This window comes from Pseudobythopirellula maris (genome assembly GCF_007859945.1).
Lineage (GTDB): Bacteria > Planctomycetota > Planctomycetia > Pirellulales > Lacipirellulaceae > Pseudobythopirellula > Pseudobythopirellula maris.
The window spans coordinates 1,341,670-1,366,962 of record NZ_SJPQ01000001.1 but is presented as its reverse complement, the minus strand read 5'-3'; the positions used below and the strand labels follow the sequence as shown (position 1 = coordinate 1,366,962).

The following is a 25,293-nucleotide window of genomic DNA, read 5'->3' as shown; positions in this document are numbered from 1 at the left end:
CTCCTGCGTGAGGGCGAGCTCAGGGCGTGACCGGCGCCGAATCGTCTTGGTGGGGGGCGTCGTCGCGGTGGGGCTCGGCGCCGTCGTCCGGGTCCGCCTCGCCGTTCGGGCTCTGCATCGGCAGCTCGAGGGTGAACGTGCTGCCGGCCCCTGGCTCGCTGGTGACGCGGATCTTGCCGCCGTGTTCGGTGGCGATCTTCTGGCTCACCGGCAAGCCAAGCCCCGTGCCGCGGGCGCCCTTGCCCGAGGTGAAGGGGGTGAAGATGGCCTCGACCTGCGACTTGTCGATGCCGACGCCGGTGTCGCGTACGGTGAGTGTGGCGAGCTTGAGCGACTCGTCGACCTGGGTCGCCACGTCGACGCGTTTCACGCCGCGATCCTCGCAGGCGTCGATCGCGTTGCTCACCAGGTTGAGGATCGCGCGGTGCAGCGCTTCGGGGTCGAAGAGCAACGTGGGCATCGCCTCGGCGGGCGCCCAGTGGAGCTCGACCTCCGCCTCCTTGGCGTGCGTTTGCATCAGCTCGACCGCGTCGGCGGCCACCTCGTTGAGGTTGGCCGGTTCGGGTTCGGGCTCGCGTTCTTTGCTGAACGTGAGCATGTCGAGCACGAGCTTAGAGATCCGCTCCTGGTTCTTGTCGACGATGCCCCAGCCCTTTTGCATCGTCTCGACCGCTTTGCGGGCCGAGGCGACCTCTTCTTGGCCGGAATCGCCGGCGAGCGCTTCGAGGCGGCTGAGGTGCTCGAGCGCCTCGGCCTGGTCCTTCATGCCCATCTCGATCAGGTAGCTGCCGCCGCGCACGCCCTGCAGGATGTTCTTGATGTGGTGCGAGAGCGTGGCGATCGTCTGGCCGACGGCCGCCAGCCGCTCGGCCTGCACCATGGCTTGGTAGTAGTAAGTGTTCTCGACCGCCATGGCCGCCTGGTGGGCGATGGCGATCATCAGCTTCAGGTGGTCCTGGCCGAACTTGTTGGCCGACTTCTGCTTGAGCATCTGCTGCGGAGAGATCGACGTGTCGATGTAGATCACGCCGACCACGTCGTGGCGGCCCTGCATCGGCACGCAAATCGCCTCGCGGACGCCGAAGCTGATGATGCTCTTGGCCGAGTCCCAGCGGCTGTCGTCGCCGGCGTCGCTGGTGAGCACGCCCTCGCGCTTCTCGACGACGTAGTCGAGGATCGTCTTAGAAATCGTGATCCGCTCGCGCTGGCCGGCCGGGGGCTCTTTGGCGGCTTCGTCCGACGGCGCGTTGTCGAAGATGCTCTCGCCGTGCGACGAGTCGCCGTCCGCGACGACCGTCTCGCGCACCGCTTCGCCGGCGCCCCGGCGCTCGGCGAGGCCCCGGCGTTGGCGCCGCACGCGCGGCTCGAGCTCGCCGGTCTCGGGGTTCTTGAGCATGATGCAACCGCGGTCGGCGTCGACCCACTCGAAGATCATGTCCATGATCCGCGAGAGCAGCTCGTCGAGGTCGAGCGTGTGGCTCGCCGCGATCGCGGTGCGGTACATCAGCTGCAGGTTGCTGCGCGCCCGGGCGAGCCAGGGGCTCTGCGTCTGGTTGATCGGCGTGGAGAGGAGCTCGCTCCCCTCGGACTGGCTCATCGCGTGGAGGATGCGCGAGCCCTCGGCGTCGCTGCGCGGGGCGACGATCGCCACGTGCGAGTCGGGGTCGCCCATCTCGGCGTTTTGGCCGGTGTAGAGCAGCAGCGTGCGGCCCATCTGCAACTGATCGCCGCTGGCCAGCTCGTGCTGCCTGACCGGCTTGCCGTTGACGTACGTGCCGTTCGAGCTGTTCAGGTCGCGGATGAAGTACGACTTGCCGCTGAGTGTGAGCTCGGCGTGCTTGCGAGACACCTCCGTGTCGTGCAGCTGCACGCCGTTCTCGGCCACACGGCCGATCGACAGCTGGGGCTCGTCGAGCTGGAACCGCTGCCCGCGATTGCGGCCCTGGATGACAAACAACGACGGCAAGGTTGGGGCTCCGTCCGCACGTTGGGCGGACCTGGTTTAAGCGGGTGGGGCGGGTAGTCGTGAAAAGATGACGCGGGGTCGCTGCACCCGACGGCCGGTGGGCCGCTGGGGGGCAGCGAATCGTTGGTTGGTGACGCACTTGGCCGCCGCCGCTCCTAGGGAGCGTCCGCCCGACAGCCGAGGTGCGATGCCCCGATTTTACGGCTTCGAACCCATACGCGGTAGGGTTTGGAGAGTCTCACCGTGGGGCGGGTTCCCTTTTTTTTGCCGCCAACTTGCCTAATGCGTGTGGGCGGAGACGCTTTCCTTTTCGCTGCCTGCGGCACAATCCGCAGCACAGGGGAGGCGGATTACCGGCGGACGGGGGGGCCACGCCCCGCACGGTTCTCGGGGCGTCGCAGCGGCGTGCTCTCCGGAGCGAGGGCGATTAGTGCTTGGGAAGTGCGGTTCCCGCAACGACTTAGCAGAAGTGTGAAGAGCCGCGAGATTGGACTTTACGCCGATCGGCCTTATCGACAGAATGCCGCCCGCTTTCGAGCCCCGCGCGGCGGCGAGACTTACCGAGCTCGCCGCCCCGATGGGGCGCCTTTCCCGCAAGGTCATGGACGACCGACCCTCAGCAAGGAGTGCTGACGTGAAGACTATGCTAGCCGCCGCGGCTGCGTTCGCCCTGTTCGCCGTCTCTTTCGCCCCCCAGGCCCAGGCCCAAAACCCGGCCGGCGCCAACGCCAAGAAGTTTGGCATCGGGGTTGTTGATATCAACTACATCTTCAAGCAGCACGCCGGCTTCCGCGCCGCGATGGACGGCATGAAGACCAACTTCCAGTCGGTCGAGACCGAGCTGAAGGGCGAGCAGCAGAAGATCGTTCAAGCCGAGAAGCAGAAGCAGGGCTACAACGCGGGCACGCCCGAGTACAACAAGCTGGACGACGAGATCGTTCAGATGAAGGCCCAGCTGCAGCTGACCGTTACGCGTCGCCGCAAGGCGCTCGCCGAGCAGGAAGCCGCCATCTTCTACAAGACCTACCGCGAGGTCGACCAGGCGATCGATTCGTACGCCAAGCACTACGAGATCGGCATCGTATTCCGCTTCAGCGGCGACGAGATCGACCCGAACAATCGTGAGAGCATCCTGCAAACGATCAATCGGCCGGTTCACTTCCAGAACCAGATCGATATCACGCCGGACATCTTGGCGATGCTCAACCGCAACTCGGGCGGCGCGGCCGCGTCGAACACGTCGGTCGGCAGCCGCCCCGGGGCGACCCGTCCGCGCTGATCGGCCTGTCGCACGGGAGACTTTTGCGCGGCGCCGGCTCGACCACCTCCCCCCGGTCGAGCCGGTCGCCGCGTGCTTCCGCCCGCGCCGCTGGGCGGAGTCTCTGGATACCCATCGTCCGCCGCGGACGTTCTTCCCCGCTTGGGAGTTATTTCGGATGACGCCACCGCGTCTACAAAACACAATCGGCAGCGCCGCGTCGGCCTCGGGCCGCGGGTACTGGTCGGGCGCCGAGTGCCGGGTCGAGTTCCGGCCCGCCCCGCCCAACCACGGCGTGGTGTTCGTTCGCGACGACTTGCCCGGAGCCCCGCGTATCGCGGTGAGGCCCGAGAGCCGCCGCCCCATGGCCCGCCGCACGGTGCTCGCCGAGCGCGGCCCCGAAGGCGGGGCCGAGGTGGCGATGGTCGAGCACGTGCTGGCCGCTCTATCGGGCCAGCAGATCGACAACTGCGAGGTCGGCGTCACGGCGGCGGAGATGCCCGGCTGCGACGGATCGGCGGCGCCCTTTGTCTTGGCCCTCGCCGCGGCCGGCTTGCAGGTGCAGGCGGCCGTGGCCGACACGCTCGTCGTGCGACGGCCGATCCGCTGCGGCGACGACCACGTTTGGATCGAGGCCCGCCCGCCCATCGGATCGGGTCTGTCGATCGAGTACCGCTTGGATTACGGCGCCGGCTCGGCGATCGCCCGCCAGTGGCGCGTCGAAGAGATCACGCCCCAGGCCTTCCAGAGCGAGATCGCTCCGGCCCGCACCTTCCTGCTCAGCGAGGAAGCCGACGCGATGGTCGAGCAGGGAGTGGGCGCCCACGTGACGCCCCAAGACCTGCTGATCTTTGGCGCCGAGGGGCCCATCGAGAACACGTTGCGCTACGAGGACGAGTGCGTGAGGCACAAGATCCTCGACGTGGTGGGCGACCTCGCCCTCGCGGGCCGGCCGATCGCTGGTCACATCGTCGCGTGCTGCAGCGGCCACCGCCTCAACGGCGACCTGGTCGAGACGCTGCTCGCCTCGCACCAAGACACACAGTCCGACAGGATGTCGGCCTGAGCCAATTGGCACAGTACGGACCCTCCCTTCCCGCCGAGGAGAACGTGGGATGGCGACCAAGATCGCAGCGAACGCCTGGGTCGACCCCAAGGCCGAGATCGACGAGGACGTCGAGATCGGACCCTTCTGCACCGTCGGGCCGGGCGCAAAAATCGGCCGCGGCACGCGGCTGCTGAATTCCGTCACGCTCATGGGCCGAGTGACCCTAGGCCGTGAGAACACCGTTTACGCGAACAGCGTGATCGGCGGCGAGCCCCAGGACGTCAGCTACGGCGGCGCCCCCACGCTCGTGGAGATCGGCGACGGCAACGTGATCCGCGAAGGGGTCACGATCAACCGCGCCAGCGAGAAGGAAGACGGCGTCACCCGGCTCGGGAACCACAACTTCCTGATGGCCACGAGCCACGTGGCGCACGACTGCAAGCTCGGCGACCACATCATCATCGCCAATGGCACGATGCTCGGCGGCCACGTCCACGTGATGGACCACGCCTCGATCTCGGGCGCCGTGGCGGTGCACCACTACTCGACGATCGGCAGCTTCAGCTTCGTGGGGGGACTCTCCCGCGTGCTGCACGACGTGCCCCCCTACATGCTCAGCGAGGGGACCCCGGCGCGGCCGCGGTGCATCAACATCGTCGCGCTGAAGCGCAACAACTTCTCGCCACGCGAGATCGACTGTCTCGCCGAGGCTCACCGGCTGCTCTACCGGGCGAAGGTGGGCGTGCAGCCGGCCACCGAGGTGCTGCGCGGCGCCGATCAGATCGTCGAGCCGGTCTCCCGGCTGTTGGCCTTTATCGGCAACCAGGCCGAGGGCCGTCACGGACGCGGACGCGAAGCAGTCAGGAGAGCGGCGTGAGCAACCCCACTTCCAATAGCGAACAACCCCTGCGGCTGCTGGTGATCGGCGCCGGCAAGCTCGGCGGCTACCACGCCAACATCGCCTCGCAGCTCGACGGTGTTGAGCTCGTGGCAGTGGCCGACCCCTCGGCCGAGGCCCGCGCCGCGTTGGCGGAAAAAACCGGCGCCGAGCCGGTTGCCGACTACCGCGAGGCGATCTCTCGGATCGACGCCGCCGTGGTGGCCACCCCGACCGTGACGCACCTCGACGTGGCGGGCGAGCTGCTCGCCGCCGGCAAGCACACACTCGTCGAGAAGCCACTCGCGCCGTCGTTGGCCGAAGCCGACAAGCTGGTCCGGGCGGCCCGCCAGGCCGGCGTCACGCTCCAAGTGGGCCACGTCGAGCGGTTCAATCCGGCTCTCGACGCGGTGCGCGAGGACCTCGCCGACCCGCGTTTCATCCAAGCCACCCGCACGAGCGGCTACACGTTCCGTTCGACCGACATCGGGGCCGTCTTGGACCTGATGATCCACGACATCGACCTCGCCCTGGACCTCGCCGGTTCGCCGGTCGTGGGCGTCGAGGCGATGGGCTTCTCCGTGCTCGGCGACCACGAAGACATGGTCACCGCCCAGCTGAAGTTCGAGAGCGGCTGCGTGGCGCAACTCACCGCTTCGCGCGTGAGCTACGAGCTCGAGCGGCGCGTGCAGGTGTTCACCGACCGCGCTTTCGTGGCGGTCGATCTGAACACCCGCAAGTCGACCGTCGTGCGGCCGACCGACGAGGTGCTCGAGCGGCGGTTCAACGTCGCGGCGCTCTCATCGGAGCGCAAATCGGAGCTGATGGCCGGCTTGTTCGACGAGCTGCTCGTTCGCAGCGAGAGCGAGACGCCCGCCGTCAACGCGATCGAAGAGGAACAAAAAGACTTCTACGCCGCGATCCGCGAAGGCCGGTCGCCACGGGTCTCGGGCGAGGCGGGCCGCGACGCGGTGGCCGTGGCCGAGCGGATTCTCGAGTGCGTCGAGGCGCACCGCTGGGATGGGGCCGACGCGGGACGTCGGGGCATGTTCGCGTCGCCCGCCGCGGCGGTGCTGCCGATGGGGCTACCGCTTGAGGGCGAGCGGCGTCGGGCGGGTTAGTCGCCTGTGGCGCTGGTCCGACGACCGTAGGTCGTCGGCTACAGCCCTCTTGCTTGCTAGCCCCTAGCCCCTAGCCCCTAGTTCCTAACCCCTCTCGCTCAGGCGAGGTCGCGGTCCTCGAAGAGGATCAGCGCTAGGAGCATCGCCACCGTGACGTAGATCACGGTGTAGAGGCCGGTCCAGGCGAGGTAGACGAACGGCACCGGTTGGCCGCCCGCGATCGCCGCTTGGATGTTCAGGTGATCGAGCATCGGCAGCACGATCGACACGAGCCGGCCGAAGAACGCCACGAACTCGTTCTGCCCCACCGAGGACTGCACCAAGAGCGGCGTCAGGTGCCCCAGCACGTAGATCGAGCCGCAGATGATCAGGTTCGGCAGCATCGGCAGGCGGGTCGAGATCGCCACGCTGATCGCCGTCAGCACGGCCGCTTCGAAGAACGACAGCACCAGTCCGGGCACGATGCCGATCATCTCGGAGTGGCAGAGCTGCCAATCGGGGGTGGGGTTGGAGGACTCGCGGGCGTCGTAGACCACTTTGACCGAGATCGTGGCCATCAGCAGCGCGCCCAGCAGGACGAAGATCACGAGCACCGACCAGAGGATGCCGACGTACTTGCCGAGGATGAATTGACGGCGGCTGATCGGCTTCGAGAGCAGGGTGAGGGCCGTTTTCCCCTCGATCTCGTCGGCGATCGACACACTGGCGGTCCACACGGCGAACAAGATCGCCAGCACCATGACCGTGCTCAGGCCCGAGTCCTTGAGCATCTTCACGTCTTCACCGAACGTGTTGTACGGCACGAAGATAAAGGCGATGAGCGCCACGGCGCCGCCGATGGTGAACAGCAAGAACATCGGCTGGCCGATCGCCTCTTTCGACGTGGCCACGGCGATGTTGGCGATGCCGGGCAGCAGCCACTGCAGGCCCAGGTAGACGAGCGCGAGCCCCACCACCGAGGCCGCCACGAGCGGGACGCGACGGACTTGCGGCAGCCGGACCTCGGTCTTGTACGTGAAGGTTACCTCGGCGGGGGCGTCGCCTTCGTTGGTCAGGTAGATCGTCTCGACCGGCCCGGCGAAACCGCGGCGGGTCTTGCTCTTGGTGTTCCAGTCGTAAGGCACGTCGCCCTGCACCACGGCGATGGCGTTGGAGTACGCCTCGCCCTCGGCGGCGGTGACACGCACGTCTTGGTCGCTGCTCAGCGAGTAGTTGAGCATCTCCTCGGACACGAACGACACGGGCAGCGCGTAGTCGACCTCCCGTGCTGGCACCGTCACGCTGGTCTCGGTCGTCCCCACGGCCGGGAGTCGGCCGAGGGCGTCGGTCACGCTCTCCAAGGGCATCCTAGGCGCCAGCAGCACCGCGAGCACCGCCATCAGACCGATCAGGTAAACGATCGGCATCAGCACGCCTTCGCTCACCAGCGTGACGGCCGCGGAGGCGGCCTTGCGGTTCACCAGCCACAGCAGGCCGTACAGGACGGCGAGCACGAGTGCTCCGAGCGTCGTTCCGACGCTGAGCAGCCAGATGGGCGTTAACCACAGGTCGACGTTCTCGAACATGTCGCTTCGTTGTCGCGAGGAGGGGGGAGCCAGGGGAAACCGTTTGGCCGCTGCGCTAGCGGAGGATCTCGAATCGGGTGTGCCGGCCGGTGGCGGGTGTTTCGTCGATGGTCTCGTCGGTGAGGTTCGAGGCGAACTGTCCGCGGATCGCCGCCAGCATCGCCCGCGCCTCACGCGGCGTCGCCTCGACGACCAGCTCGACCCGGCCGTCGTCGAGGTTGCGGACCGTGCCTTTCACGTCGTGCCGGCCGGCAATCTGCTGCGTCGTCCAGCGGAAGCCGACCCCTTGCACACGGCCCGTGTAGAGCACGCGGAATTGCTTCGGATCGGAGGCCACGGCGTCGGCTCGCTAGCGTGCTGGCAAGCAGGGTCGTCCCCGCCGGCGGCAGCCGGCGGACAAGTGATTCAGTCTATCTTGGCCCACGACGGATCGCCAGGGTTGACCCCCCCGGGGCGAAGCCCTAACCTCCGCGACGCTATGGGTTTCCTCACACTCCGCCGAACCGTCCGATCCGCCCCAAACGCCTTGATGGGCGTATTGTGCGGCGTGCTCCTGACGGCCGTCGCCGCCGCGGTCCAGGCCGACGTGGTGCTCCTCGAGAACGGGTCGCTGCTCGAAGGAAACGCCACGCTCCGCGGCGAGCATTGGTTTCTCACCTCACCGAACACCGAGTTGCGACTCCGGGCCGAAACGGTTCGGGCCGTCGTGGCGTCGAAACGGGCGGCCTACGACTGGCTGCGCGAGCGGCTGACCGACTCGCCCGCCGAGCTGGCCGACGGCCACCTCGACCTGGCCGAGTGGTGCATCCGCCACGAGCTGTGGCCGCAAGCCGCCCAAGAAATCTTGGTCGCCCGTCGCCTCGAGCCGAAGTACGGCCGCGTGGCGTTCGTCGAGCGCCGGCTCACCCTGGTGAGCAAGGCGGTGGCGGCTCCGCCGGCCGAGCCGGCCAACGGATTAGCCCGTGGTGGTGAAACCAATGGGAACGCCGATCGCGAGCCGGTGTCGCTCGTTTCACACGAAGAACCGACGCCTCGGATCCCGGCCGGTGTGCTCGTCGAGTTCACCCGCCGCGTGCAGCCGATCCTCGTGAACAACTGCACCGCCAGCGGCTGCCATGCGGCGGGAGACCCGAGCGGTTTCGCGCTCGACCGCGGCGTGCTGTTCGGCGGCGCCGGCGCGCGGTCGACCTCGGCCAACCTGCGGGCGGCGCTGGCGGCGGTCGATCGACAGAACCCACACGACAGCGCGTTGCTCGTCGCACTCAGGGGCCCCCACGCCAATGCTCCGCCGCTGGTGGGCGCCCGCCGCGGCGAGATGATCGCCCGCGTCGAAGAGTGGGTGGCGAGCCTGGCGCCGCAGTCGCCCGCCGCAGAATCGCCCGAAGAATACGACCCCAACGCCGTCGCCGCGTTGCTGACGCGGCTGGTCGACGCCCAGGTGCGCCAAGCGGACCACCAGCAGGGCGCCGATGGGAAGAACGCTGGGCTAAGCGCAGGGCCAGCGGCCGACAGTCAAAGCGACGACGAGATCGCGGCCCGCGTCGAGCGTTGGGCGAGCGAGATGGCGACCGCCGAGCCGGCGGCGCCCAAGATCCAGCGCGGCGGCGTGCTCAAACCGGTCGAGCCGCGTGACGAGTTCGACCCCGATCTGTTCAACCGTCGCTTCCGAGAAGCGGCGGACGACTGATCGCTCTTCGTACCTGCTAAGCAGGAATACTGCGGGTGCGAAAACGGCGCCCGCTCAGTTGATCATCACCGGCGCCGCGGGCGCCGCTTCGGGCATTGGGGCCGGCATCTCCATCGGCTCGCTCATGTAGGCGTGCGGCGCACAGCCTCCCGGTCCGCAGGGCGAGCCGCCAACAACCCCCGAGCCGGCCCGGCCCGAGCCGCAGCTGTCGCACGAACAGTTGGCCACCGGCGAGCTGTAGTCGTGGCACGTGCCGCAAGCGTTGCAGCCGATCTGGCAGGCGCTCACCGAAAGAAGGAGCAACAGGGCGGCGGCACGCATGGCAGGGGGTCTCCCGACGTTGGACGACAGGTCAAAAAGTCGGCGCGCAGGCGCGGCGCCGCCGTTGACGTATCGGTCGCCCGGGGCCGGCGCGATGAGTCCGATTGGGAGGATTACGCGGTTCGCAGCACTGCTAGCCACGCGCCGCCCCAAGCCGCGGGGTCAGGCCAGGCCCAGCACCGTGGCGATGCGCGGGTCGCCGAGCGTGTCGGCCACGAACTTCACTCCGGTGAAGTCGTGGTGCGTGGTGTGCGGGCTCGGCACGGCCACGGTGTAAGCCCCCGCGGCCACGCCCGCCCGACTGCCGTTGCGGCTGTCCTCGAACACGAGCATCTCGGCCGGCTCGACGCCGTGCCGCTCGGCCGCCATCAGGTACGGCTCCGGGTCGGGCTTGCCGATGCGGATGTCGTCGGCCGTGATCAGGAACGCCATCCGGTCGAGCACGCCGATCGTGGCGAGGATCCGCTCGGCGTAGCGTCGCGAGCCGCTGGTCACAACGCCGCGCGGCATCCTGACTCTGTCGAGCAGGTCGAGGGTCTCCACGACGTGCGGCATCGGCGTTAGCAAACCGCCGGCCAGGCTCCAGAAGATCTCTTCCGATTCGATCTCGAGCGCCTCGACCGTGTCGTCGAGGCCGTGGTGCTCGATCATCACCCCCAGCGCCTTGGCGGCCGGCAGGCCCATCATCTTGTGCCGCAGGTCGTCTTCGAACGTGCGCCCGCGACGCTTGAGCGTTTCGGCGCCGGTCAGCTCGTAAACGTCCTCGCTGCTCGCGAGCACGCCGTCCATGTCGAAGGCGACGGCGCGGATCGGTTTTTCAGGGGCGGGATACGTCATCAGCGGTTGGTGAATCTGCTTGGCGGAAGTTGAAAGCGTAGCGGAACGGAGGGCGAACCTCGGGCGTTGCTAGCGTAAGTCGTAAACCACGTAGCCCCGGTTGCGATAGAGCACCGGCAGGCTCGCGGGGTAGCGGTTGCTGGAGAGGGCGAACTCGGCGCCGTACTCCTCGGCGAGTTCCCGCAGCCGCATCGCTCCGAGTTGGCCGACGCTGCGGGACCAACGCGTGGAGCCATCGGGCCATTGGCCTATGGCGAAAACGTTGTGCAGCCGGCGCCGCCACTCGACCATGCTCGGGGCGTCTTGGGGGATGTCCTTGTGGTTGACGACCTCCGGCCGCCCGGTGCGCCATTTGAACGTTGTGGCGCGCCGCGGCGTGATCCAGAGCGTGTCTTCGGGCGTGTTCTCGGCGACCCATTCGCAAGCGTCGATCCAAGCGATCGGATCGCGCATCACGCCATCGGCCGGCGGGCGGGGCGGCTCGAGCAGGCGTTGGCTGAGGACCGGGCCGAAGTGCCACAGGCAAATCGCCATCACGCCGAGCGTGGCGACTGCTCGCAATCCGTGGAGAGACTGGGACCGCCGGGCGCCGGCGCCCGCCAGCCAGACGGCGGCCAATTGGCTCGCGGCGATCGCCGCGGTGATGTCGTTCAGCCGGAACCAGTAGTAGCGAAGCAGCTTGGCGGCGAGTTCGGGCTGGCTCCACAGGAGCAGCTCGATCACCAGCCCCGTCACGGCGATCGCCAGACCGCCCCAAGCGACGCGGCCCAACAGGAGCGGCGCGCGGAGCGAGTCGGGCCGTTTGCGATCGAGGCCGCTCCAACCGAGCGCCAGCACGACGAGCACCACAGCGTGTCGCGCGCCGCGGTTCACGATCCAGTCGGCGTCTTTGTGGAGCGGCGCCAGGTGGTGCGGCAGACGCACGAAGACGTAGATCTGGTTCGCCTCGCCAACGACCGCCGGCTCGGCGCCCGCGGTGAGCATCAGCGCCGGCGCCACGCCCGCCAAACCGAGGACGCCCCCCGCGACGAGGCCCGGCAGCATGCCGCGGAGCGGTTGCTCGCGGCGGTAGTAGATGGCCCACACGCCCAGCAAGACGAGCGTTGTCCAAAAGCCGACGAGCGCGTGCATCGCCGTGGCGAGTCCGAGCAGGAGCCACACGAGATTCCACTTGCCGGCGATCGCCCTTTCCAGCGCAAAGAGCACGCAGGCCCACGCCGGGCCCTTGGCCTCGAAGCCGCCGACGATCCACTCGCCGGCGAAGTTGCCCTCGCGCACCGCCACGACCAGCAGCGCCGCCGACAGCACCGACAGCCAAGCGCGCGGCAGCACCCGCCATGAGAGCCTTTGCCAGCCCCACGCCAGCAGGGCCCAGGTGACGAGCCGCCCCAGCCAGGCCACCGTCTCGAGCGAGACGAACCAGGTCGCCCAGCCCACCAGCCATACGATTGTCAGGTGCGCCTCGGGCGACTCGAGGAACAGGTCGCCCGCGCACCACGCCGGGTCCCAGTAGTGCTTCAGCCGGGTCAGGTAATGGGCCTCGTTCACCGCCGGGGCGGGGTTGCCCGAGGCGACGAAGAAGACCGTCAGCACGAGCAGCGTCTCGAGCCACGGCCGCCAACGGGCGCCAGCCTCACCCGTTGTGGGGGGGCCGGCGGGGGCGTCGACGGGTTCATCGGCGAGGGGCATAGTCGGCGGCAATTTACGGCTTGTCGTGAGCTAGAGTTCAGAAGGGACCGAGTCCCTCGGTTCAGCCAGTGGTCCCGGCGTTTCACCGGCGCGAAGACGCCAGCCTAAAGAACCCTCTGGCGACACGCCACGGCCGGCGCCGATAACGAACTGGCGCCGGAGGGCGGATTTGCCTAATGCAGCCCTTAGCCGCCCCGACCGTTCCCACCTGCTAGCAAGCCCCAACGGAGCCGCGGATGAGCACGCCCAAGAAACCTTTGCCTAACGAATCGTTCGGCGAGGCATCGACGAGCCCGGCCGACCGGGCCGAGCTGCTGATGAACCTCTGCCTCGATGGCGGCCTGTCCGACGCCGAGGCGGCGGAGCTCGACACGCTGCTGGCCGAAAGCCCCGAGGCCCGCAAGGTCTGGATCGGCTTGGCGGCGCTACACACCGACCTGTCGCGTCACTTCAGCAAGCCGTCAACGATGCCGCCCACCGGGTCGCGTGAGGGAACCGCCGAACCGCTCACCGGGCTGTTCCTGCCAAACGACTTCGGCGCGAGCGGGTCGCACGCCGGTATCTAAACAAGTTAGCGCCAAACCATCGAGGCCTGTAGGGAACGCCCTCCGTGGCGTTCGGGCCCCGGGCGCCGACTGTGCCTTTGGGATCTGCGCCTCGTGATCGTCTCGGCAGCACGAACTGCAGCTACGCGCCCGCTCGCCGGGTCTGGGCCGCCACAGTGGGCGGCCCCTACAGTCGCATTCCCATTGTCTGACACGGGTCACTCCGCCAGCGCGGCGATCGCCCGGTAGTCTTCTTTGAGCGACCGATAGAGCCCTTGGTAGACCGGCATCGCCCGGTCGTAGAACTTCTTGGTCTTGGCTGTCGGTTTGGTCTCGGCGACGGTGCTCACCGTGGCGTCGCACGCCTCGGTGACGTTCTTGAACTCGCCCGCGCCCACCGCGCCAAGCAGGGCGACACCGTAGGCCGGGCCCTCGTCGGCGGCCATGTTGCAGACCTTCTTGCCGAACACGTCGGCTTGCAGTTGGCGCCAGAAGGGGCTCTTGGCGCCGCCGCCGGTGGCGCGGACCTCGCGGACGCCGACGCCCAGCTCCTGCATGATGTCCAGGCAATCACGCAGCGAGTAGGTGACGCCCTCCAGCACGGAGCGGACCATCTCGCCCCGGCCGTGGCTGAGCGTGAGTCCGACGAATGCGCCGCGGGCCAGCGGGTCGGCGTGTGGGGTGCGCTCACCGGTGAGGTAGGGCAGGAAGAACAGCCCCTGGGCGCCGGCCGCCGTGGTCGCCGCCTCGGCCACGAGTGTCTCGAACACGCTCTTGCCCGATTTCTTCGCAGCCTTCTTCTCCGTCTCGCACAGCGTGTCGGCGAACCACTGGAACGAGCCGGCTGCCGACAGCGTGACGCCCATCATGTGCCACTTGCCGTCCACGGCGTGGCAGAACGTGTGCAGCCGGCCCTCGGGGTCGACCTCGGGCGCGTCGCTGTGGCAGAACACCACGCCCGACGTGCCGAGCGACGTCGCCACGACGCCGCGCTTCACGACGCCGTTGCCCACCGCCCCGGCGGCGCAGTCGCCGGCGCCGCCGACCACCACGCAGTCGGTTGTCAGGCCGACCTTCTTGGCCACCTCGGCGGTGAGATGGCCGGTGACCTCGTGCGACTCGACGACGGGCGGCAGCAGACCGGGGTCGAGCTCGAGCTTCGAGAGCAGTGGCTTCGACCAGCGCCGTTTGGCCACGTCCAACAGAAGCGTGCCGCTGGCGTCGCTCACCTCGCTCGCCCTCTCGCCGGTGAGCTTGAGGCGGATGTAGTCCTTCGGCAGCAGCACACTGGCGGTCTTGTCGAAATTCTTCGGCTCATTGTTCCTGAGCCAAAGGATTTTGGGCGCCTGGAAGCCGGTGAGCGCCGGGTTGGCGACCATCTTGATGAGCCGCTTGCGGCCGCCGGCCCGCTGTTCGATCTCCTCGCACTCGGCCGCGGTGCGCTGGTCGTTCCACAGCAGGGCGGGGCGGACGACTTCGTCTTTCTTGTCCAGGAAGACCGAGCCGTGCATCTGACCCGACAGGCCGATCGCTTTCACGTCGGCCGGCTTGCACCCCGCCTTTTTGACCGCCTGGCGGATCGTCTTGAGCGTCGCCCGCCACCAGTCGGCCGGGTCTTGTTCGCTCCAGAGCGGTTTGGGATGGTGGCAAGGGTAGGAGGCCGACGCCTCGGCGATCACTTCCCCCGTGGGGAAACGGACCGCGATGGTCTTCGTGCCGCTCGTTCCGATGTCGACGCCGAGGATGACGCTCATGCTGAATCGCCTTCGAAGAGTAGTTTGCTGAGTGCGGCGCCGGGTCTCGGAGCCGATCGATCAATTGTGGGACGAAGAGATGACGCGCCGCGGAGCCCGACACGCACGAATCGCCCAGGCAGCCATCGCCCTCGCAGCGGTCGCGTTCGCCGGCTGCCCGGCGCCCAACTCGCCGCCCGAGCCCAAGGAATCGACTCCCCGCGGCGCCGCGAGTGTAACACTACGGGTGGCGGTCGAAAACGACGCCTCGCTCGCCGCGGCCATCCGGCGGCTACGAGGCGAGTGGAACGCCCAAGGGGGCGGCGAGTTGGAAGTGGTCGAGGTCGAAGCCGGATCGCTACTCTCGGAAGAGCCGCCCGAGGCCGATCTCTGTGTTTTTGCTTCACGCCATTTAGGTCAACTCAGCGAGGCGGGCCTGTTGCGGCCGTTGCGGTCGAGCGTTGTGGGTGACGAGACGCTTCGGTTCAACGACTTCTTACCCCGGGTGCGTGAGGACGAGATCGCTTACGGCACAAAGCCTTGGGCGCTCCCCTTGGGGTGCCCGCCGCCGCTGCTGCTCTATGGCGGCGACAACGACGCCCCGCCGCCCGCCTCTTGGGAAGAGGTCGCCCAGCGATACTCCTGGACGCCGCCCGAGTCGGACCACGAGCTGGCGCTCGCCTACTTGGCTTGGGCCGCCCCGTCGGCAGTGCACCGCAGCTTCGAGGCGACGCTGTTCGACTCGAAAGACATGACGCCCCGCCTCACGGCGCCGCCGTTTGTGCGGGCCTTGGGGCAGATGGTCGAAGCGGCTGGCGCCGAGGGCCGGCCGCGCGTGCGGGTCGTGTGGCCCGAGCGCGAGGCGGGCGCTAGGAACCCCGTTGCCGCGCACGTCTCGGGCGGCTGGCAAGTCGCCCCGCTGCCGGGCGCCACGCAGGCGTTCAATCCGATCCCCGAGGTGTGGGACCCGTTTGAGGGTGGGCCACAGCGGGCCTCTTTGATCGCTTCGAGCGGTCGGCTGATCGCCGTCACATCGAGCAGCCGCAACGCGGCCGAGGCTTTCCGGCTTGCCGCTTGGCTGGCGGGGCCGGAGAACACGCGGATGCTCGCCACGTCGAGCGACTCGACGGCCAACCCGCGCGGCTCGCTCGCCCGGGGGGCCGACGATTGGCTCGGCCACGGCGACCGCGACCGGGGGGGGCAGTTCGCCGCCGCCAGCGTCGAGACGCTCCGCTCCGGCCGGCGGCTCATCACGCCGCGGCTGGTCGAGATCGACAGCTACTTGGCGGCGCTCGGCGCCGAGGTCCGCCGCTCGCTCGCGGGCGAGGCCGAGCCGACCGCCGCCCTGGACGCCGCCACGGCCGCCTGGGAGGCGATCACCGACCGAGTCGGCCGCGAGCGGCAGCGGCGTGTCTACCAGAGGAGCTTGGGACTAGCGGATTGAACGCCGACCGCTACAAAGCATTGCGGAACGCCGCGCAGCGGCTCGAACGGCTTGCCAATCGAGCGGGCAAGCGGTAGCCTCATAGGTTTCCCCAACTCGCCCGGACGCCCGACTTTAGGACGCAAGGCGAGCGGCTCACCGGTCTCCCCCATCGCCCCCCTCCACCGCCGTGACCCCCACCGGCCAACCGAGCATCGACCCGACCTGCCGCGTCGTGATCACCGGCATCGGGCTCACCAGCCCCAACGGCAACACGCTCGCCGAGTACCGCGACGCGCTGCTCGCGGGCCGCAGCGGCGTGAGCGAGTACGAGATCCGCTACGTCGGCAAGACGCTGGCCGGCGTTTGCGACTTCGACGAGCTGAAGTACCAAAAGCGCAAAGAAGTCCGCCGCGGCACCCGGGCGGGCAGTGTTGGCATCTACTGCGCGAACGAGGCTCTCGAGGACTCGGGCCTCGACTGGGAGAACACCGACCGCGAGCGCGTCGGCGTGTACGTCGGCGTCACCGAGCACGGCAACGTCGAGACCGAGAACGAGATCAACGAGATCAAGGGCTACGACTACGACACGAAGGTCTGGTCGCACCACCACAACCCACGCACCGTGGCCAACAACCCGGCCGGCGAGATCACGCTGAACCTCGGCATCACCGGCCCGCACTACACGATCGGCGCGGCGTGTGCGGCGGGCAACGCCGGCATGATCCAGGGCGCCCAGATGCTGCGCCTGGGCGAGTGCGACCTGGCGCTCTGCGGCGGCGTGTCGGAAAGCATCCACACGTTCGGCATCTTCGCCGGCTTCGCCAGCCAGGGCGCCTTGGCCACGCACGCCGACCCGACCAAAGCGTCGCGCCCGTTCGACACGAGCCGCAACGGCATCGTTGTCTCCGAGGGGGGCTGCCTCTACACGCTCGAGCGGTACGAGGACGCCAAGGCGCGCGGCGCCAAGATCTACGGCGAGCTCTCGGGCTACGCGATGAACAGCGACGCGAGCGACTTCGTGCTGCCCAACCCGACCGAGCAGTCGCGCTGCATGCGGATGGCGCTCGGCAAAGCGGGCATGAACGCAGACCAGGTGGGCATCGTCAGCACGCACGCCACGGCGACTGCCAGCGGCGACATCCAGGAGTGCGACGCCTTGCGTCGCGTGTTCGGCGACTGCGAGCAGACGCTGATCAACAACACCAAAAGCTTCATCGGCCACGCGATGGGCGCCGCCGGCGCCCTGGAGCTGGCCGGCAACCTGCCGTCGTTCGACGACGGTGTGGTCCACCCCACGATCAACGTCGACGACCTCGACCCGCAGTGCGACCTGCCGGGCCTCACGCTCGGCGAGCCGCGTGAGACGGGCGGCGTGTCGTCGATCCTCAACAACTCGTTCGGCATGCTGGGCATCAACTCGGCGGTCGTCATCACCAAAGTTTGATTGTTTATTTAGCCACGAAGAGGCACGAAAACGCACGCAGAGAAGTTGGACCACGGATTGCACGGATAGGCACGGATATTGAACGGCGGCTGAGCCGCCTGCGTACAAGCTTTCATCCGTGACCATCCGTGCGATCCGTGGTCAGACCAGTTTTCGTGCTTTCTTGTGCCTCTTCGTGGCCATTCAAAGGAACCCGCTATGACCCGCGACGAGATCCGTGAAGAGATCATCGACATCCTCAACGACATCGCCCCGGACGAAGACCTGTCGGACCTGAAGGACGACGTGTCGTTCCGCGAGCAGATGGAACTCGATTCGATGGACTTCCTGGACATCGTCATGGAGCTGCGCAAGCGTCACAAGGTGCAGGTTCCCGAGGAGGACTACACCGAGCTAGCCTCGATGCAGAGCACTTGCGCGTACCTCGAGCCGCGGATGAAGGACATCGAGCGGGTTTGATGAGGGAGGGGCTAGGAGTTAGGGGCTAGGGACTAGAAAACAGTCTCGCCGTCGCTCCGCGACGTCCCTTTGCTCTAACCCCTAGATCCTAGCCCCTAGCCCCTCCCCACCATGTACGACACGATCATCATCGGCGCCGGCATGAGCGGGCTCGCGGCCGGCATCCGGCTGGCGATGTACGACCAGCGTGTCTGCGTGCTCGAGAAGCACACCACGATCGGCGGGCTCAACTCGTTCTACCGCCTGCGGCGGCGCGACTACGACGTCGGGCTGCACGCGCTGACGAACATCACGCCCAAGGGGACCCGCAAAGGGCCGCTAGCGCGGCTGCTGCGGCAGCTGCGGTTCAGCTGGGACGACTTCCAGATCTCGCCGCAGATCGGCTCGCAGGTCGTGTTCCCCGGCGCCCGGCTGGCGTTCGACAACGACCCCGCGCTCTTGCTCGAAGAAGTCGCCCGTGAGTTCCCCGCCCAGGCAGACGGCTACCGCCGTCTGGTGGGCGACATCGTCGATTACGACGACCTGACCGAAGAGCACCAGCGTCTGTCGGCCCGCGAGGTGGTCGCCGGCTACCTCACCGAGCCGAAGCTCGTCGAGATGCTGTTCTGCCCGCTGATGTTCTACGGCTCGGCGCGCGAGCACGACATGGACTGGGGCCAATTCTGCATCATGTTCCGCAGCATCTTCCTCGAAGGGCTGGGGCGCCCCCATGCGGGGGTTAGGCTGATCCTCAAGAACCTGGTCCGTAAGTTCCGCGGCATGGGGGGCGAGCTCAAGCTCCGCGCGGGCGTGAGCCGCATCCTCACCGACGGCGGCCGCGTGACGGGCGTCGAACTCGAGAGCGGCGAGGTGCTCGAGGGCAAACGCGTCCTCTCGTCCGCCGGCTGGGTCGAGACGATGCGCCTCTGCGACGACGGCCAGCCGGTCGAGGTGGCCGGCTCGCCCACCCGCTCGGCCGGTCGGCTGAGCTTCTGCGAGTCGATCTCCACCTTGGACGTCGACCCCAAGCGGCTCGACTACGACCGCACGATCACGTTCTTCAACGACCAAGACGAGTTCGAGTGGACCGTCCCCACGGTCCCCTGCGACCTGCGGAGCGGCGTGATCTGCAGCCCCAACAACTTCGCTTACGACGAGGGGCTCGGCGAGGGAGTGATGCGCGTGACGGTCCTGGCCAACTACGACTACTGGGCCCAACTCAACGAGCGCGACTACCAGCTCGAGAAGCTGAGGTGGTACGACCGCATCGTCGACTCGGCCGTGCGGTTCACGCCCGACTACCGCGGCCGGGTGATCGACACGGACATGTTCACGCCGACCACCATCGTCCGCTTCACCGGCCACGACAACGGCGCGGTCTACGGCGCCCCCGAGAAGCAGTTGGACGGCGCCACGCATCTGGAGAACCTGTTCGTTTGCGGCACGGACCAAGGGTTTGTCGGCATTGTGGGCTCGATCACGAGCGGCATCGGCATGGCGAACATGCACTGTTTGCGTGAGGGGTGAGAGGCGAGAGGTCGGAGGTCAGGGAAGGAATAGCCGCCGACCTACGGTCGGCGGAGCGTTTTCGGTTAAGATGTCCTGTTCCCGACGGCGCGTAGGACGTCGGCTTTTCTGGGGTCTTTGGCGATGACTGAAACCGACACAACGCCCACACGCAAACGCCGCCCACGGGTATCGTTGCTGAACCTGCTGCTGCTCATGACGGTGGTCGCGGCGCTGTTGGCGGTGTGGTGCGCGATGCGCGAAAACGACCGGATGCGGCTCGAGACCATCGCAGTGCGCGAACAGATGAGGGCCATGCAGTTGGAGTACGGGGCTTTCGTCGTCGAGGACCCGAAGCTAGTGTACGTCGCCCCGCTTCCCCGTGAGAAACCGCTTGCTTCGTTGGTGCAGCCTTGGGAGTGGGGGTGGCGCGTCTACGTGCCCGAGGGTCCGGGCCTTCGGCTCTCCTACCTCAGCGGCGCCCGAGAGACCAAGGGGAGAGCCGCGGGCACGTTCTCGAAGGTCCTCGCGCCGGGGACCCACACGGTGAGCGTCTACTACTTCCGCAAGCACCCGGCGCCGGGTGAGACTGAGCCCTGGCTGCGAGGCTGGACAATCGACAACAGCACGCTCGTGATCGACGGTGGCGGCGCCGACTGGCTTGAGTCGCACGTCGATGGGTGGGGCCAGAGAAAGGAGACGGCTAACATCCGGAGCGTCTCCAACGTCTCCACTTTCCCGCCCGAGGAGTCGATTACGTTGTACGACTACGAGGTCGACGTCACTGACTACTCGGAGCGGGTTCCCGACGCCGGTCCCGAGCAGGTTGAAACCCGCGGTTTCCGGGTCTGGCTGGAGCCGATGCCATGAGCGACACGCCCAAGCCCCGCACAGGCCCGCGGTTCTCGCTGCTGAGCCTGCTCGTGCTCACCGCGATCACCGTGCTTGTCGCCGTCTTGTGGGTTGAATTGCGTGAGGTCGGGCCGCTAAGGCGTGAGGTCCGCCGGCTCCGCGAGCAGTCTGGCCTGATCACAGTCGACGACCGCACCAGACCGCACGCCCTGATGCTCAAGTCCGACAGCCCGTTCGAGTGGAGGTGGCTCGTCTGGCTTCCCGAAAGCAGCGGCGCCGTCGTGAGGGTGGCCAACGGCGGCGTCCCCATCACGGGCTTGCCGGCCGAGGCCGATGACGAGTTGCCGATCCGCACGACGCAAGAGCCGCTCGTTGTCAGCTACCGGATCCACCGTGACCCGGTCGACAACTGGCTCTACGGCACGCTGTCGGCCGAGGGGCGCGTGGCGATCGAGGTGGGTGATGACCTTGCCTGGCCCGAGTTCAGTCCGAAGGTCTTCTTGCGCGGGGGCGTGACGGAGAAGACCCAATCGTTCGCTCCCGGTAAGCCGGTCGAGCTCTTGCGTCTGCGCGCCGCCGAGACGACCAACGTTCGCATGATTCCTAACCCGGCCGACGGGGTGATGATCTGGCTGGAGATGAAGCCGTGAGCGGAGAAGCGCGACCTACAATCCGCTTGCGGGGTGTCAGCCCCGAAGGGGCGCTGATATGCCAGCCCAGGGCAACGCCCTGGGAATTCAGGCCATGAATTTGCATGAGCCCTGAAAGGGCGCACTGCGGCTATCTATCACGCCCTTTCAGGGCTTGGCCTGCATGTCGATTCGCACCCAGGGCGCCGCCCTGGGCTGGCTACGGCCGGCCCTTCGGGCCTCATACGGCCGCCCTGCGGCTTACCGATCCGGCCCCGCTCGGCTAAGATACCGGGTCGCCCTCAGCCCCCGACTCCCGTGCTATCTGAGCCATGCCCAAAGACCATCTCGCCGGCGCCCAGGACCACTACGACGTCGTCGTCATCGGCGCCGGGCTGGCCGGGCTCACCTCGGCCAACATCCTCGCCCGCCAGGGACGCTCCGTCCTGCTGCTCGAGCAGCACTACAAGCTCGGCGGCTTGGCCACCTGGTTCAAGCGCCCCGGGCACCACACCTTCGACATCTCTCTGCACGGCTTCCCGTACGGCATGGTCAAGAGCTGCCGCCGCTACTGGTCGCCCGAGATCGCCGAGTCGATCGTCCAGCTCACCGGCATCCGGTTCGACAACCCGATGTTCTCGCTCACCACGAGCTTCAACCGCGACGATTTCACCAAGCTGCTGATCGACCAGTTCCAGCTCGACCCGAACACGGTGAAGGAGTTCTTCGACACCGCGCGCGGGATGAACTTTTACGACGACCAGACCACGACCGCCCGCGAGCTGTTCGACCGCTTCTTCCCCGGCCGTGAGGACGTGATCCGGCTCTTGATGGAGCCGATCACCTACGCCAACGGCAGCACGCTCGAAGACCCGGCGATCAGCTACGGCATCGTCTTCTCGAACTTCATGTCGAAGGGCGTCTACACGTTCGAGGGGGGGACCGACAAGCTCGTCGGCGCGATGGAGCAAGAGCTCAAGAAGAGCGGCGTCGACATCCGCATCCGCAGCGACTGTGAGCAGGTTCTCGTTGAAGGGGACAAGGTCAAGGGCGTCGTGGTGAACGGCCGGACGATCAAGTGCGACGCCGTGGTGTCGAACTCCAACCTGATGTCGACGATCTTCAAGCTCGTGGGCGAGGAGAAGTTCGACCGTGGGTTTATCGACGACGCCAAGAACGTGCGCGTGAACAACTCCAGCACGCAGGTCTACATTGCGCTCAAGCCGGACGACCCGCTCGACGAGTCGATGGGCGACCTGTTCTTCACCAGCACGGCGCCGACGTTCAACACGGACGCGCTGCTGTCGCGCGACATCACTAGCCGCACCTACTCGATGTACTACCCCAAGACCCGCCCCGAGGGCCGGCCGCAGAAGCTGATCGTCAGCAGCACGAACGCCCGTTGGGAGGACTGGGACCTGCCCGAGGCCGAGTACGAGGCGAGCAAGCAAGACCTCTGCGAGACCACGCTCGACGCCCTCGACCACTACGTGCCGGGCGTCCGCGAGCGGGCCGTGCACGTGGAGGCCTCCACGCCGCGCACGTTCAACCACTACACGCAGCACATGCACGGGGCGAGCTTCGGCACGAAGTTCGAGGGCCTCGCCGTGAGCCGCGCCCTGCCGCAGCAGATCCACGGCCTGTACCACGCCGGCAGCGTGGGCATCATCATGTCGGGCTGGTTGGGAGCGATGAACTACGGCGTGATCGTCGCGAACGAGGTCGACAGCACGCTGATGACCGGCGGCTCGGCGAGCACCGACGCCGCGGAGCGGGCGGTCGTGGCGGATGCTTCGACGAATTAGCCACGGATGAACGCGGATTTCTATCGGTAGACCGATGTCAAACCCTAGCGTCTTCAGTCGGTTGCATGCTTTGATTGACGGCTGTGATATTGCTTCGAGTGGCAATGGCGCATTCGAACGGGCCATCGAATTTCATATGGACGCCTTGGAGGGAATCGACACTACGACGATTCACCGCGTTAGAGTGTTGACTTCACAACTCGTTCAAGCTCACTTTCTGGATGGAGACATCGAGTTTGGCAATTCTGTTGACGCCGCAGATGCCAAAGCCGAGTTCCATGCGTTCTTGCGAGGCCTCGAGTAAGTAGGGTGCTTGAAATGCACCGTCAGTTGATCTGCCTAGCAGTGTGTATTCCATGCACCCTACCGCATCCGCGTTCATCTGTGCTTATCTGTGGCTAATTCCTAGAGGAGTCTAAGCCGATGACCTTCAATCGTATTGCCAGCGACCCGGCCGTGCTGGACGGGCAGCCCTGTATCCGTGGCCAGCGGCTCACGGTGCGGCGGGTGCTTGAGGCCTTGGCTGTTTGCACGGACCGTGCTGAGTTGCGCAAGGAGTACCCCGAGCTCGAAGACGAAGACATCCGTCAGGCGTTGGAGTACGCCGCTTCCAACTTGGCCGACCGCGTGGTGGAGCTCGGCTGATCGCCATGAAGTTGCTGCTCGACCAAGGTTTGCCGCGTTCGACGGTCGCTGTGCTTGCCGAGTGTGGCGTCGATGCCGAGCACGTTGGCGAGCTGGGGATGGCGGCCGCGAGCGATGCGGAAATCCTCGAAGCAGCGATCGTTCGAGACGCGGTCGTGGTGTCGCTTGATTCGGATTTTCATACGCTGCTCGCTCTCAGTAGCGCTACAAGACCAAGCGTGATACGCATTCGCATCGAAGGGTTGAAATCGCCCGAGTTGGCAGAGCACCTGCTGCGTGTGCTTGCGGCGATCGCTGAAGAGCTTGAGCGAGGTGCGGTGGCGTCGGTGACCGAAAGCCAGATTCGTGTCCGCACTCTCCCGATAGGCGCCAAGCCTAGGTAAGGCTACTGTTCTTACTATTCGTATCCGTGTCCATCCGTGTTTATCTGTGGTTCCATGTCTCTAGAAGCGATCAAAGCCGCCATCCCGCACCGCGAGCCGTTCCTCTTGATCGACGAGGTTGTCGAGCAGGGCGAATCCTCGATCACCTGCCGCAAGCGGTTCACCGGCGAGGAGTTCTGGTACGCGGGCCATTACCCCGACTTCCCGATCACGCCGGGCGTGATCCTCTGCGAGGCGAGCATGCAGGCGGGCGCCGTGCTGCTCTCGGGGATGGTCGAAGACGCCGACGGCAAAGTCCCCGTCGCCACGCGGGCTAACAACGTGCAGTTCCGCGACATGGTCCAGCCGGGCGACACGGTGCGCATCGAGGTGGAGCTCACCGAACGGCTCAGCGAGGCGTTCTTCATGAAGGCCAAGGTGACGAACGAGACTCGCGGCAAGTTGGCTTGCCGGTTTGATTTTGCTTGCACGCTGGCGGCGAAGACATAGGCGAGCGCAGCGAGTCGTAAGCTCCCTCCCCTTGATGGGGAGGGCTGGGGAGGGGTGACGAACCCGGGTACCCGGTTTGTAATGGCGTAGCTGTACCCACGACTTCCCCCCTCCCCTAGCCCCTCCCCCTAAAGGTGGAGGGGGATTTCTCGATGCCCAACGATTTTCTGCAACTCGCCGGCAAAACCGTCCTCGTGGCCGGGGTCGCCAACCGCAAGAGCGTCGCCTGGCACGTCGCCCGCCAGCTCATGGAGGCCGACTGCCGGGTGCTCTTCTCGGTGCGCAGCCCCGAGCGGCAGGAGCAGGTTGGCAAACTCGTCGCCAAGGCGGGCGGCTCGGCCGACGACGTGCTGGTGTGCGATGTGGAGCACGAGGACCAGATCACCCGGCTCGCCGATGAGATCGCCGCACGCGGCGTGAAGCTCGACGGGCTGCTGCACTCGATCGCGATGGCCGACTACGAGGACGGCCTCAGGCCGTTCCACGAGACGAGCAAGCGGGCCTTCCTCCGCACGGTGGAGATCTCTTGCCACTCGCTCATGGCGCTGGCGAGCGCCCTGAAGCCGTCTTTCTCGGACGACGCCTCGGTCGTCACGGTGTCGATCTCGACCACCACCATGGCGAGCGAGAACTACGGCTACATGGCCCCAGTGAAAGCGGCCTTGGACTCGTCCGTGGTGTTCCTCGCCAAGAGCTTCAGCCGCGACAGCCGGGTGCGGTTCAACGCGGTGGGGCCGAGCCTGCTGAAGACGAGCGCCTCGGCCGGCATCCCCGGCTACGTCGACTCGTACCTGTACGCCGAGCAGGCCACACTGCGGGGCGAAGCTTTGAGGACCGACGAGGCGGCCTCAACGGCGGTCTTTTTGCTCAGCCCGCGGTCGTCCGGGATCAACGGCCAGAAGCTGGTCGTCGACGCGGGAATGGGCGCCAATTACTTCGACGAATCGCTCGTCAGGGCGGTGGTGGAACGCGGTTCCGACGCCGCGGAGAATTGACGCCCAGCGCCTGCGGTTTGCCTCCCGCCGAGAC

General features: G+C 67.1%; 25 protein-coding genes. 18 read left to right on the top strand and 7 right to left on the bottom strand.

Annotated elements, in window-relative coordinates; translation table 11 throughout:
• Positions 1-19: 19 nt before the first annotated feature.
• Positions 20-1,966: an ATP-binding protein gene (locus Mal64_RS05070; protein WP_146397674.1), complete on the bottom strand. Its 1,947-nt coding sequence runs from the start codon at positions 1,964-1,966 to the stop codon at positions 20-22.
• A 643-nt stretch (positions 1,967-2,609) separates the two neighbouring features.
• Between Mal64_RS05070 and Mal64_RS05065 the strand changes: the two genes are divergently transcribed.
• From Mal64_RS05065 to Mal64_RS05050, 4 genes are all read left to right on the top strand, one after another.
• Complete coding sequence (locus tag Mal64_RS05065; RefSeq protein ID WP_231993626.1) at positions 2,610-3,245, top strand: OmpH family outer membrane protein; 636 nt, start codon at positions 2,610-2,612, stop codon at positions 3,243-3,245.
• A gap of 157 nt (positions 3,246-3,402) precedes the next feature.
• On the top strand, positions 3,403-4,290 hold the full coding sequence (locus tag Mal64_RS05060) for a UDP-3-O-acyl-N-acetylglucosamine deacetylase (RefSeq protein WP_146397670.1): 888 nt from the start codon (positions 3,403-3,405) through the stop codon (positions 4,288-4,290).
• A 49-nt stretch (positions 4,291-4,339) separates the two neighbouring features.
• Complete coding sequence (lpxA, locus tag Mal64_RS05055) at positions 4,340-5,149, top strand: acyl-ACP--UDP-N-acetylglucosamine O-acyltransferase (protein ID WP_146397667.1); 810 nt, start codon at positions 4,340-4,342, stop codon at positions 5,147-5,149.
• Positions 5,146-6,270, top strand: a complete 1,125-nt coding sequence (locus Mal64_RS05050) for a Gfo/Idh/MocA family protein (protein WP_146397665.1) — start codon at positions 5,146-5,148, stop codon at positions 6,268-6,270. The genes lpxA and Mal64_RS05050 overlap by 4 nt, the downstream gene beginning before the upstream one ends.
• 98 nt (positions 6,271-6,368) lie before the next feature.
• Here Mal64_RS05050 and Mal64_RS05045 read toward each other — a convergent pair whose 3' ends face one another.
• A complete protein-coding gene (locus Mal64_RS05045; protein ID WP_146397663.1) occupies positions 6,369-7,835 on the bottom strand; it encodes an ABC transporter permease in 1,467 nt (488 codons plus the stop codon).
• Positions 7,836-7,890: 55 nt separating this feature from the next.
• A complete protein-coding gene (locus tag Mal64_RS05040; RefSeq protein ID WP_146397661.1) occupies positions 7,891-8,172 on the bottom strand; it encodes an acylphosphatase in 282 nt (93 codons plus the stop codon).
• Between the two features lie 141 nt (positions 8,173-8,313).
• Between Mal64_RS05040 and Mal64_RS05035 the strand changes: the two genes are divergently transcribed.
• On the top strand, positions 8,314-9,522 hold the full coding sequence (locus tag Mal64_RS05035) for a hypothetical protein (protein WP_146397659.1): 1,209 nt from the start codon (positions 8,314-8,316) through the stop codon (positions 9,520-9,522).
• A 54-nt stretch (positions 9,523-9,576) separates the two neighbouring features.
• Here Mal64_RS05035 and Mal64_RS05030 read toward each other — a convergent pair whose 3' ends face one another.
• The 3 genes from Mal64_RS05030 to Mal64_RS05020 form a co-directional block, all read right to left on the bottom strand.
• Complete coding sequence (locus Mal64_RS05030; protein WP_146397657.1) at positions 9,577-9,843, bottom strand: hypothetical protein; 267 nt, start codon at positions 9,841-9,843, stop codon at positions 9,577-9,579.
• Between the two features lie 162 nt (positions 9,844-10,005).
• The gene (locus Mal64_RS05025; protein WP_146397655.1) at positions 10,006-10,680 is read right to left on the bottom strand and encodes an HAD family hydrolase; all 675 of its coding nucleotides are present in this window, start codon (positions 10,678-10,680) and stop codon (positions 10,006-10,008) included.
• A gap of 69 nt (positions 10,681-10,749) precedes the next feature.
• Positions 10,750-12,369: a DUF6798 domain-containing protein gene (locus Mal64_RS05020; RefSeq protein WP_146397654.1), complete on the bottom strand. Its 1,620-nt coding sequence runs from the start codon at positions 12,367-12,369 to the stop codon at positions 10,750-10,752.
• Between the two features lie 236 nt (positions 12,370-12,605).
• On the opposite strand from Mal64_RS05020, the gene Mal64_RS05015 reads away from it, so the two are divergent.
• Positions 12,606-12,935, top strand: a complete 330-nt coding sequence (locus Mal64_RS05015) for a hypothetical protein (RefSeq protein WP_146397652.1) — start codon at positions 12,606-12,608, stop codon at positions 12,933-12,935.
• 197 nt (positions 12,936-13,132) lie between these two features.
• On the opposite strand, the gene xylB is transcribed toward Mal64_RS05015, so the two are convergent.
• Complete coding sequence (xylB, locus tag Mal64_RS05010) at positions 13,133-14,668, bottom strand: xylulokinase (RefSeq protein ID WP_146397650.1); 1,536 nt, start codon at positions 14,666-14,668, stop codon at positions 13,133-13,135.
• A gap of 79 nt (positions 14,669-14,747) precedes the next feature.
• On the opposite strand from xylB, the gene Mal64_RS05005 reads away from it, so the two are divergent.
• The 12 genes from Mal64_RS05005 (at position 14,748) to Mal64_RS04950 (ending at position 25,259) form a co-directional block, all read left to right on the top strand.
• Positions 14,748-16,091: an extracellular solute-binding protein gene (locus Mal64_RS05005; protein ID WP_146397648.1), complete on the top strand. Its 1,344-nt coding sequence runs from the start codon at positions 14,748-14,750 to the stop codon at positions 16,089-16,091.
• Between the two features lie 169 nt (positions 16,092-16,260).
• Entirely contained in the window at positions 16,261-17,517 is a 1,257-nt protein-coding gene (locus Mal64_RS05000; RefSeq protein WP_197525462.1) for a beta-ketoacyl-[acyl-carrier-protein] synthase family protein, read from the top strand.
• Between the two features lie 198 nt (positions 17,518-17,715).
• On the top strand, positions 17,716-17,976 hold the full coding sequence (locus Mal64_RS04995) for an acyl carrier protein (RefSeq protein WP_146397646.1): 261 nt from the start codon (positions 17,716-17,718) through the stop codon (positions 17,974-17,976).
• Between the two features lie 111 nt (positions 17,977-18,087).
• Positions 18,088-19,482 (top strand): phytoene desaturase family protein, encoded by a 1,395-nt coding sequence (locus Mal64_RS04990; RefSeq protein WP_146397644.1) that lies wholly within the window; start codon positions 18,088-18,090, stop codon positions 19,480-19,482.
• Positions 19,483-19,605: 123 nt separating this feature from the next.
• Positions 19,606-20,331 carry a hypothetical protein gene (locus Mal64_RS04985; protein ID WP_146397642.1) on the top strand — a complete coding sequence of 242 codons (726 nt, stop codon included), beginning with the start codon at positions 19,606-19,608 and terminating at the stop codon, positions 20,329-20,331.
• The gene (locus tag Mal64_RS04980; RefSeq protein ID WP_146397640.1) at positions 20,328-20,963 is read left to right on the top strand and encodes a hypothetical protein; all 636 of its coding nucleotides are present in this window, start codon (positions 20,328-20,330) and stop codon (positions 20,961-20,963) included. Before Mal64_RS04985 ends, Mal64_RS04980 begins: the two co-directional genes overlap by 4 nt.
• Positions 20,964-21,274: 311 nt before the next feature.
• Positions 21,275-22,747 (top strand): phytoene desaturase family protein, encoded by a 1,473-nt coding sequence (locus Mal64_RS04975; protein WP_146397638.1) that lies wholly within the window; start codon positions 21,275-21,277, stop codon positions 22,745-22,747.
• 34 nt (positions 22,748-22,781) lie between these two features.
• Positions 22,782-23,051 carry a hypothetical protein gene (locus Mal64_RS04970; RefSeq protein ID WP_146397636.1) on the top strand — a complete coding sequence of 90 codons (270 nt, stop codon included), beginning with the start codon at positions 22,782-22,784 and terminating at the stop codon, positions 23,049-23,051.
• 119 nt (positions 23,052-23,170) lie between these two features.
• Positions 23,171-23,392: a DUF433 domain-containing protein gene (locus Mal64_RS04965; protein ID WP_146397634.1), complete on the top strand. Its 222-nt coding sequence runs from the start codon at positions 23,171-23,173 to the stop codon at positions 23,390-23,392.
• 5 nt (positions 23,393-23,397) lie between these two features.
• A complete protein-coding gene (locus Mal64_RS04960) occupies positions 23,398-23,775 on the top strand; it encodes a DUF5615 family PIN-like protein (RefSeq protein WP_146397632.1) in 378 nt (125 codons plus the stop codon).
• Between the two features lie 54 nt (positions 23,776-23,829).
• Positions 23,830-24,264: a 3-hydroxyacyl-ACP dehydratase FabZ family protein gene (locus Mal64_RS04955; RefSeq protein ID WP_146397630.1), complete on the top strand. Its 435-nt coding sequence runs from the start codon at positions 23,830-23,832 to the stop codon at positions 24,262-24,264.
• A 152-nt stretch (positions 24,265-24,416) separates the two neighbouring features.
• Positions 24,417-25,259: an enoyl-ACP reductase FabI gene (locus Mal64_RS04950; protein WP_146397628.1), complete on the top strand. Its 843-nt coding sequence runs from the start codon at positions 24,417-24,419 to the stop codon at positions 25,257-25,259.
• Positions 25,260-25,293 lie beyond the last annotated feature (34 nt).